Source organism: Vreelandella rituensis (assembly GCF_003336665.1).
Classification (GTDB): domain Bacteria; phylum Pseudomonadota; class Gammaproteobacteria; order Pseudomonadales; family Halomonadaceae; genus Vreelandella; species Vreelandella rituensis.
On record NZ_QPIJ01000087.1, the window covers coordinates 1 to 9,729 of the forward strand.

General features: G+C 55.4%; 5 protein-coding genes. 1 reads left to right on the forward strand and 4 read right to left on the reverse strand.

Annotated elements, in window-relative coordinates; translation table 11 throughout:
- From DU506_RS19820 to DU506_RS19835, 4 genes are all read right to left on the reverse strand, one after another.
- Positions 1-323 (reverse strand): IS110 family transposase (locus tag DU506_RS19820; protein WP_147273789.1); only part of this gene is annotated, 323 nt, incomplete at its 3' end.
- Between the two features lie 277 nt (positions 324-600).
- Complete coding sequence (locus tag DU506_RS19825) at positions 601-3,636, reverse strand: PAS domain S-box protein (protein WP_114488590.1); 3,036 nt, start codon at positions 3,634-3,636, stop codon at positions 601-603.
- Between the two features lie 108 nt (positions 3,637-3,744).
- Positions 3,745-4,128: a GGDEF domain-containing protein gene (locus DU506_RS19830; RefSeq protein ID WP_268877350.1), complete on the reverse strand. Its 384-nt coding sequence runs from the start codon at positions 4,126-4,128 to the stop codon at positions 3,745-3,747.
- A gap of 335 nt (positions 4,129-4,463) precedes the next feature.
- Entirely contained in the window at positions 4,464-6,677 is a 2,214-nt protein-coding gene (locus tag DU506_RS19835) for a sensor domain-containing protein (RefSeq protein ID WP_114488591.1), read from the reverse strand.
- Between the two features lie 529 nt (positions 6,678-7,206).
- Here DU506_RS19835 and DU506_RS22710 point away from each other — a divergent pair.
- On the forward strand, positions 7,207-9,348 hold the full coding sequence (locus DU506_RS22710) for a methyl-accepting chemotaxis protein (RefSeq protein ID WP_114488592.1): 2,142 nt from the start codon (positions 7,207-7,209) through the stop codon (positions 9,346-9,348).
- Positions 9,349-9,729: the final 381 nt, after the last annotated feature.

A 9,729-nucleotide genomic window follows, 5' to 3' on the forward strand; every position in this document is an offset into this window, starting at 1 on the left:
CGAGGCGTCGCGGGGCGCGCAGCGGCTTCGGCAATCGCGGCGGCATCGCGCGCATCATTCTTGTGGCCGAGGACGAACGGCTTGACGGCCTGGGGTGGCAGCAACTCTGTCTCGTGTCCCAGGGCGCGGATTTCTCTCGCCCAGTAGTGCGCTGAACCACATGCCTCCATGGCCACTCGGCAAGGTGGAAGCTGGGAAAGCACCATGCGTAACTGGTCACGCTGAACCAGCTTGCTGAAGATCTTATGACCACGCACGTCCACGGCGTGCAGCTGAAAGACGTGTTTCGCCAGGTCAATACCGACAATGCTAATCTCGTTCATGGAGGGTGCCTCCTCTCAGAATGCCGTCAGTGTTCTGCGGACGTTAGATGAAGCACTTCTTCATCTTGGCACAGGGGGACGGATCCATCCCATTTCCTACCTTGCGGTAGCGACCAGAACCTTCGGCGCTTTACCTTTCACCAGCGTGATCCTGACCTTCCAGAGCGCCGAACTGAGCGAAGCATTCGGCGGTGGGTCTTGACGACCTATTGCAAACGTAGCGGGTTGGCTACCGCTTTCCCTGGTCAACCGGGCTTGTTGTCACAAGCCTCGTCCTTTAAGGCGAGGTAGTTGACGGTAACTTGATCTCTCCTTCCTTGATAATCGCGTCCAGATGGGCGAGCGCTGATTCGTTTTCCATCTGCTCTACTAGCTCTTGAAGTGTCTCGAGGCGGCCTGCATCGACAATATTCTGAAGCTGTGAAAGCGCTGACTGGAGGGTAGGATCCTCGACGAATTCGCTGCCAACAAGGCAATCCCGCAGCTGATTTATAGCAACCAGATCCTGATCCTGATCCTGATCCTGATCCTGATCCTGATAATTTTCATCACTTTTGCTGGTCACGTGCACTTTTCTAAGAGCATCTTTGGCCTCGGCAAGTGCGCGGATCAAGGTCTGACGGTCGACTTCATCAACTTCCTCGCCGGCATGAAGGGTTTCCTCAATGCGCCCCGATAGCGTCTGAAGTGTCACGGCGGCCAGAGTGCCGCTAAGGCCCTTGAGAGAATGAGCGAGTTGCCTTGCTGCTTCCCGCTCACCAGCCTTAAGAAGTTCAGGAAGCGCCTCGAACTCTGTTGTTATCCGCTTATGAAAACGAACCAGCATGGAAAGATAAAAGTCCTCCGCGCCGTCAAAGTAACGCATCCCTTGATCTAGATCGAATCCTGCAAGTCGATCAGGCAAAAGTCCTGCGGGCTCTTGTTTCGTCGCCGGCACCGACTCATCGACATCAGCGCTAAGCCAGTGCCCGAGAACACGATAGAGCACATCGTTATCAATAGGCTTTGCTAGATGATCATCGACGCCTGCCTTACGTGATCGTTCTTTTTCATCCTGCATCACAGCGGCAGAAAGGGCGATGATCGGAAACTCAAACCCGGACTCGCGAATTTTGGCGGTAGCCTCAAACCCATCCATTACCGGCATCTGCAGGTCCATCAAGACAAGATCAAAGACTTGTTTCTCGATTCGTTTAAGTGCCAGGACGCCATTCTCTGCCAGGACCACCTCGGCCCCGGTCTTCTCGAGTATTCGTTGCGCCACTTCCTGGTTGATGGCGTTGTCATCCACCAGCAGGATCCGCTTGCCGGTAAGAATAGGAATTCCAGCTGGCGCATTTGAAGGCGCCCTCTCCTTGTCTGCTTTGCTCGCGTCGGCATCTTCAGGTTCATCGCCGAGGGCAAGCGTCAGGCTGAAGTGGAAGCGGCTTCCCTGGCCAAGTTCCGATGCCACCTCCAGGCTGCCGCCCATCGTCTCCACCAGCTTGCGGCTGATCGCAAGGCCGAGCCCCGTGCCGCCGTACTTGCGTGTGGTGGAAGTATCCGCCTGGGTAAAGGTCTCGAAGAGCCTTTCCTTATCGTCAGGAGTCATACCAATGCCGGTGTCTATCACGCTGAAGTCTAGCGTGGCCATCTCCTCGTCACGCTCAACCAGCGCGATTTCCAGGGTCGCACTGCCTGAATCGGTGAATTTCAGTGCGTTACTCAATAGGTTAGTGAGCACCTGTCCCAAACGCATTGAGTCACCGATCAACCGCCGAGGCACTTCGGGGTTAACATACAGACGCAGTTCAAGCCCCTGTTCCTTGGCCGTAGCTTCAAAAAGCATGCGCATTTGGTCGAGAAGGGCATCAACATGAAAGCTGCTTTGCTCAAGCTCGAGCTTGCCAGCATCAATCTTGGAATAGTCTAAAACATCGTTAATGATGCATAGAAGCATCTTTGAGGCATCGCGGATTTTGTTCAGGTAGCCGCGTTGCCCTTCCTCGAGCGAGGTCTCGAGTAGCAACTGGCTAAGCCCGATGACGGCATTCATCGGCGTGCGAATCTCGTGGCTCATATTGGCAAGAAACTCACTTTTGGCCTGGTTAGCTCGCTCGGCCTCTTGGCGGGCCAGATCCAAACTCTCCTCCCTTTCCCTTGTGGCTGATTTAGCGGCTTTAAGCTCTGAAATATCCTGGACGATCGACCAGATGACAGGCTGCCCCTCGGCATCAGTCGCCTTGAACCCATGCAGCAGTACCGGATACCGCGAGCCGTCCCGTCGTATATATTCCTTCTCAAAAGGACCATAACGCCCTGTTTTTTCTAGAGTATCAATCTGACGCTGCTCTGCTTCCATGTATTCCACCGGGGTAATGTCCCAGTAGCTCAGCACCTTGAATTCTTCCGGGGTATAGCCTGCTGGCTCATTAACGGCGGCATTGAACTCCAGAAACTCGCCCGTCGCGTAATTGTTCATGGCAATACCTACCGGTGAGTGCTCAAAAAGACCACGAAACTTCGCCTCTTGGGCGGCAAGCGCACGGCTTTCACGTACACGTTCACTTACATCACGAACGATACCAATGAACTCTCGCGGGTGATGCAAGCCAGTGTCGGCTACGTTGAGCTCGATAGGAAAAGTGCTCCCATCTCGGCGCAGTGCCGTAACCTCGCGACCGATGCCGATAACACGTCGCTCACCGGTTTCCTCGTAACGGCGCATGTAGTCATCATGCTGGCTGCTGTAGGGCTCGGGCATCAAGCAGCGCAGGTTATCGCCGATGATTTCCTCGGCCTGATAACCAAACATAGCTTCAGCCGCCAAATTGAAGCTCAGAATAAAGCCCGCCTCGTCAGCCGTGATGATGGCATCACCAGCTGCATTGAGCAGTGTCTGCATGCGTCGGTTGGAATCCTCAAGCCGTGATTCAAGACGATAACGACTGACGACCTGGTGCAGAAAACGAATTAACTGTTCAGGCCCCACCTCACTTTTGACCAGATACTCTTGAGCCCCAGCCTCAAGGGCCTGCATAGCCACATCCAGGTCGTCGTTTCCAGTAAGCACGATGATGGGGATACCCACTGCCATCTTGCTGGCAGACTCCACGGTCTGGATACCAAATGAGTCCGGCAGCCCAATGTCAAGCAGAATCACGTCCACAGGAACGCTCGCCAGAACGCCCCCGATCTCGGCAAGCGTTGACACCCGTGTCAGGACAAAACCCGAGCCAGGCTGGCGACTTAAGTAGCGGCGTATCAACTCGGCTTCCGCCAACTCATCCTCAACAAGCAGGACATGTAGACGAGAGGATGTCGAAGCAGACATGGTTAAAGCTCCATTTAGTGAGAACGGTACGATGCTAACCGACTCAAGGTGTTAAGAGCCTCGTAGCACCTTTTTTCGGGTGGCCAAACTTACCCTGTCACGACACTATCACCCGGTTGCGGCCTTCTCTCTTGGCCTGATAGAGCGCTTGATTACCCCGGCAGCTAACTCGTTGGGGCCGGCTTCGGCGACGCAGAAGCTTGACGTGATGCCCCACCACCATGAACTCCTCACCGGCCCAGCGCGCGCATAGATCGGTAGTGCGCAGGTTCTCGGAGAGTGCACCAGCACCTGATCGTCGACATCGTGGCCATGCTCGTCATTAATGGGTTTGAAGTGGTCAATGTCGAGCACAATGAGTAACAGGAGCCGCTCGTAACGCCTGGTGCGCTCGATTTCCTTTTCCAGGCGTTGATCGAAGCTCATGCGGTTAACTAGTCCCGTGAACATATCCTTGTTGGCTACCCGCTTAAGCTCCCGCTCGTGCTGCACGCGTTGGGTGATGTCCTTTTGCCCAAGGTGGCATAGCGGGTGATCTGACCCTGCTCATCTTTGACCGGGGTGGTGGTTTCTCAATGTAGAGGCTTTACCGGCCGATGAAGCTGTCGCGAAAGATCTCGCCCCGGGGCAGGGAATCCCACATGTTCTTGTAGAAGGGGGCCAAATGGTGGCCAGACCGGAGCAGTCGTGATTTCTGCCCAAGTACCACTTCACGGTCGTATCCTTTCACGACTGACGCCATCTCTCGTCATCCAGGCAGAAAAGGATTTTCCAGACAATGGTTCGAACGCTTGCCGCACTTCGGATAAGTAGAGCAATTTGCCCCGTCAGACGAAATCATTCAAAAAAATCGCGGGCATGTTCTCAAGCGGCCCCGGACGAGCCAAAAGGAAGCCTTGAACGTAACCGCAGTGTCGCGTGCCGAGAAAGGTCAGCTGATCCCTGGTTTCCACTCCCTCAGCCACCACATGCAGCTTCAACGCCTTGGCAAGCGCTATCACGGCCTCAGTGATGGCGGTATCCTCCACGCCGTGGGGCAGGTCACGGATGAAGGCACGATCAAGCTTTAGCGTATTGACCGGAAAGCGTTTGAGATAGCTCAGCGACGAGTAGCCGGTGCCAAAGTCATCGATAGCCAGTTGTACGCCAAGATCGCGCAGCGCTTGCATGGTATCAATGGCGGCCTCGACATCATCCATCACCATGCCTTCGGTAATTTCCAGTTCCACCTTCTCGGGCGGAATGCCACTCTCTTCAAGAGCGATACGCACGACATCAATGAGGCCTGGCTGGCGAAACTGGCGGGCGGACAGGTTAATCGCGATCCCCGGCACCCAGCCAATACGTTCGCTCAGTGCCATGGTATCCCGGCAGGCACGGCGCAAAACCCAAGCGCCCAGCGGCACAATCAGATTGGTTTCTTCGGCCAGGGGAATGAAGTCGGCAGGCGACACCATGCCATCGCCACGAGGCCAGCGAATGAGCGCCTCCATGCTGGAGAAGCGGTTTGTTTTTAGGTCTAGCTTGGGCTGGTAATACAGGGTGAAGGCGTCTCCCGCCACGGCACGGCGCAGATCGCTTTCTAGGCGCGCCCGCGCGGCACTGTTCTTATTCATGCTGTCGGAGAAAAAACGAAATTCGCCTCCTCCCTGTGATTTGGCCTGACCCAGGGCGGTCTCGGCTACCCGAACAAGCGCGTCAATGTTAGCGGCATTGTCAGGAAAAATGCCGATACCGATACTGGCCTGAAGGAAGACGTCTTCGATATTCTCCGTCTTGTTTTGAATCGTAAAAGGCTGATTCATCGCGTCCAATATGCGCGTTGCCACGGCGGTGGCATTCTCAGGCTGTTTGAGATCATTGAGAATAACGGCAAAGTCGTCACCCCCCACACGGGAGACAAGATCAGGATGACGTTCACAGCGGCTCTCCTGGCGCGCAACGAGATCGGTTCGGCGCACCGCAATCGCCAAGCGCTCAGCCACTTCCACCAGCAGTTGGTCCCCGGCGAGAAAGCCAAAGGTGTCATTGACCTGCTTGAAGCGGTCGATGTTGATCAGCATGACGCCAACGCATGTCCCTTGGCGGCGGGAGATTTCGAACTCGTGCTGTAAACGATGGCGAAACAGCAAACGGTTGGGCAGCGTGGTCAGCGAATCATAATACTGCAGCCGCTCGATCTCCTCTTCCGACGCTTTTTGCTCAGAAAGGTCGTGGAACATAGCCACGAAGTTGCGTGTCTTGCCCGTCTCATCCACCAGCCGGTCGATACTCATCAACTTGGGAAAGACGGCACCGTCCTCGCGGCGATCCCAGATTTCGCCTTCCCAATGCCGGTCCTTGTTCAACGCCGCCCACATCTTGCGGTAGAACGCGGGGCCATGCCGGCCGGATTTGAGGATAGTCGGCTTCTTGCCGATGACATTCTTGAGCTTGAAGCCCGTCATTTTCTCATAGGCGGGGTTGGCATGGAGAATGCGATTATCGGCATCGGTGATCACCACCGCATGGGTGGCACGTTGAACGACCCGGTTGACGAGCTCGAGGTTGTTGATCGTCTGCTGGTGGCTTTCGACTTCCTTCTCCAGTTGCGCCGTGCGTTCGCGCACCCGTTTTTCAAGCTCGGTGTTGACGTCTTTGAGTACCCGCTCCTCGTGCTTGCGTTCGCTGAAATCTTGAAGAAAAGCGGCAAAACGAGGCGCGTTGTTTTCCTTGAAAGTGCTCACCGATATCAGCAGAGGGATCTTGTTGCCGGTGCGATCGATGCCCTCTACTTCCCGCGTGGCGCCCACCATGTAACGTGAGCCGTACTCAAAGTAGGTCGCCACATGATCGGGATGGCGACAACGTTCAGGACTGGGCATTAAAATGCTGATGGGATGGCCCGCCAGGGACCCCGGCGCGTAACGAAACATCGCTTCCGCCGCCTGATTGGCCTGCAAAATGCGGCCACGCTTATCGGACACAATGATGCCGTTAACGGCCGTGGCTAACAGATCAGCGTGATAGCCGTTTTCAACTCCCGCACCGGCTTCGTCCATGGCGTATTACTCCGATCATTATTATATTCGCGCTGTATGCATTTCGTTAAGCACGCGGATCTCAATGACTCAGTACGATACCTGAGCCACCGGGTACGGATGTTGAAAATCCCGCGGTGGCGCCATCTGTTTAGCCAAGCTTTCAATCGAGCACAACTGTATCCGTGAGGCCATCTCGTGAGTAGCCCTCCCGTTTGGATGAACAAGCAGTGTCACTCTGATCTAAACCTCTTTAGTTTATGCCTTTTTAGTCTGCGATTGACAAGTAATTTCATATTTTTCATGAAGCTATAAAAGTTGCAAAAAAAATACCACTTCAATGAAATTAATTTTACTTAAGACAAATTGATTAATACTAAACTATTGCTTCTATTAGTACTTTTCAATTAAAATTTTACATAAAATTACCTGTTGAAATCATGCGGCGTCCATTTTGTAGACTTTTTGAAGTCCTTCTCTAGGCTCGAAAGCCCGCGTCAGTGACCTAAAGCAGGCACCATCTAATTCATCTGGCGCTGGAGTGTAAGACATGCGTGACAATGGGCCGGTAACACAAACCAACTACCCGCTTGCTCCCGACGACGTACTCATTTCCAAGACCGACACCCAAAGTCACATCATCTACGCCAACCGGCGCTTTATCGAGGTCAGCGGTTTCACCTACGAAGAGCTTAAAGGCGAGCCGCATAATTTAGTGCGCCATCCCGATATGCCAAAAGCTGCCTACAAGGACATGTGGGACACCCTGAAGAAGGGCCACTACTGGAGTGGGCTGGTCAAGAACCGGCGCAAAAACGGCGATCATTACTGGGTGCGCGCCAATATCGTGCCACTGCGAGAAGGCGGCAGCATTCAAGGTTACGCCTCGATACGTGTCAAGCCCGACGAGGAAGAGGTTCGTCTGGCTGAAGAGGCCTACCGTGACATCCGTGAAGGCGGCAAGCGCTACACGGTATCCGAGGGCAAGATCTATCGCACGGGTCTACGCAAGCACTGGCAGCGCTTCAAACCCGAAAGCCTCGCTGCCCGCCTTGGTGCTACCAGCCTTGTAACGCTTTTACTGCTGGGCATTACCGGTATTGGCGGGGGCTATATCATCCATCAGCAGACACTGGATAAAGATCGTGCCGAGCTGCGCCTTGCCGCCCATGCTCTTGAAGGCAGCATAAACCAGGGTCAAGCCAGCCTACTGGCCGGTGTTGACCCCCGTGCTGAACTCAGCCCAAGGTTGGCGGCTGAACAGCTGCGCGAGGTCGCGCAAGACCTTGAGCAGGCGTGGGGGGCATTCAAGAGCGACCTCGATAACCGCCAGCCGAATGTCAGTACAGCGCTCGACGCGCGCTTGCAGCGCCTGTTTGGTGTCGTTATGCCTGAGGTGGCGCGCCACCTGGAAGCGAATCGCACCGACGAGGCCCAAGCCCGTTTCTCGCAGTTCATCCAGCAAGATGCCACCGCCCTTCTCGATGAGCTCGATACGCTGCAGCAGACCCTAGCCCAATGGGGCGAGAGACGTTCCTTAGATGTCGCTTTCGAGAACCAACTGGGCAGCATCTTTGGCCTGATCGCCGTCGTCGGTGGCCTTTTAATCTCGTTGACACTCTGGCGCATTGGCCGTTATATCCGCGTCTCCCTGCGCCAAGCCAACGACTTCACCCTTCAGGTAGCAGCAGGCAACCTCAAAGCCGACCTGCCGCGGGCCAGCAAAAACGAGGTAGGCCAGACCCTGCGCTCGCTCAACTTCATGCGCAAATCGCTCAGCTTTTTAATCGGCGAGGTCAATCAGCGGGTCGGCGTGGTACGCCCCTCAATCAACGAGCTGATTGAGAATAACCAAGCCATGAGCGGACGTATTGAGCAGCAGGCCTCGGCGGTTCAGGAAACCGCGGCCAGCGCCGAGGAGATTTCCTCGACCGTGGCTCACAGCGCCGAAAACGCGCAACTGGCAAGCGATGCGTCAAGCGGTAACTCCCGCGAGGTGGAAGAAGCGGGCCGCATCATGCAGACACTTGGCCAATCGATGCAGGACATCACCCAGCAAGCCAACAACATGGCCAGCATTGTCGGCACCATCGATTCTATTGCTTTCCAGACCAATATTTTGGCGCTCAATGCCTCGGTGGAGGCGGCTCGGGCCGGCCAGCACGGCCGAGGCTTTGCGGTGGTTGCTCAGGAAGTACGCAAGCTCGCAAGCCAGTCAGCGGATGCCGCTCAGCAGGTGCAAACCTTGATCCAGCAGACGCAAGGGAGTATCAAAGAAGGCGAGAAACATACCGTTTCAGCGGAAAATGCCATGGGCCGTATCCGAGAAGCAAGCCACCGGGTCAACGACCTGATGGGTGAGATCAGCGCCGCAACCAAGGAGCAGAACCAGGGCGTGGGCGAAATTAGTCAGGCGATTTCCGAGATCGACCGCGGCACCCAGGAAAGCTCAAGCGCGATGCAGAGCTACAACGCCTCGACTCAGGCTCTGCGCCAAGAAATCTTTTCCTTGTCCCATAGCACGCGTGCCTTTCTGTCCGAAGCGGATATTCAGGCCCAAAAAGGCGATCAAGGGCTCCCCGCGCCTGACTGGCAAAGTGCACATGCGTCACTGCCGAGATCTCGCCCTGCACCTACAAAGAAAGCAACTGACCGTCAGACAGCGTCCCATGACGACTGGGCATCGTTCTAAGCCTGAAGCCAAACTATGAGCGCAGCGCTTGTCATTTACTCAAACGGGATACATTCAACGATGCAGCCACCTGGCATTCCTGACGACGAGCTGGAGCGCCTCGCGGCGCTCCACGCCCGAGGGCTTCTCGACACCCCCGCTGAGGAGCGCTTTGATCGCCTGACGCGCATCACCCAACACGCCTTAAGCGTCTCGACGGTGCTGGTCACACTTGTCGACAGCGATCGTCAATGGTTCAAGTCGCGCCAAGGGCTAGCAGTCTGTCGGATTTTAGATAACGTCATGAGATACTTGCCTCCTGCCACCCCACCGGAACGACGCCATGAGCCGCTTCATCCCCGTTGATCGCCAGACCGACTATCTTCTGCCGCCTTCCGTGGA

Bases quoted from the DNA above. Each gene is read 5' to 3' on its own strand.
- DU506_RS19825 (WP_114488590.1), bottom strand. From the start codon at position 3,636: ATGTCTGCTTCGACATCCTCTCGTCTACATGTCCTGCTTGTTGAGGAT.
- DU506_RS19835 (WP_114488591.1), bottom strand. From the start codon at position 6,677: ATGGACGAAGCCGGTGCGGGAGTTGAAAACGGCTATCACGCTGATCTG.
- DU506_RS22710 (WP_114488592.1), top strand. From the start codon at position 7,207: ATGCGTGACAATGGGCCGGTAACACAAACCAACTACCCGCTTGCTCCC.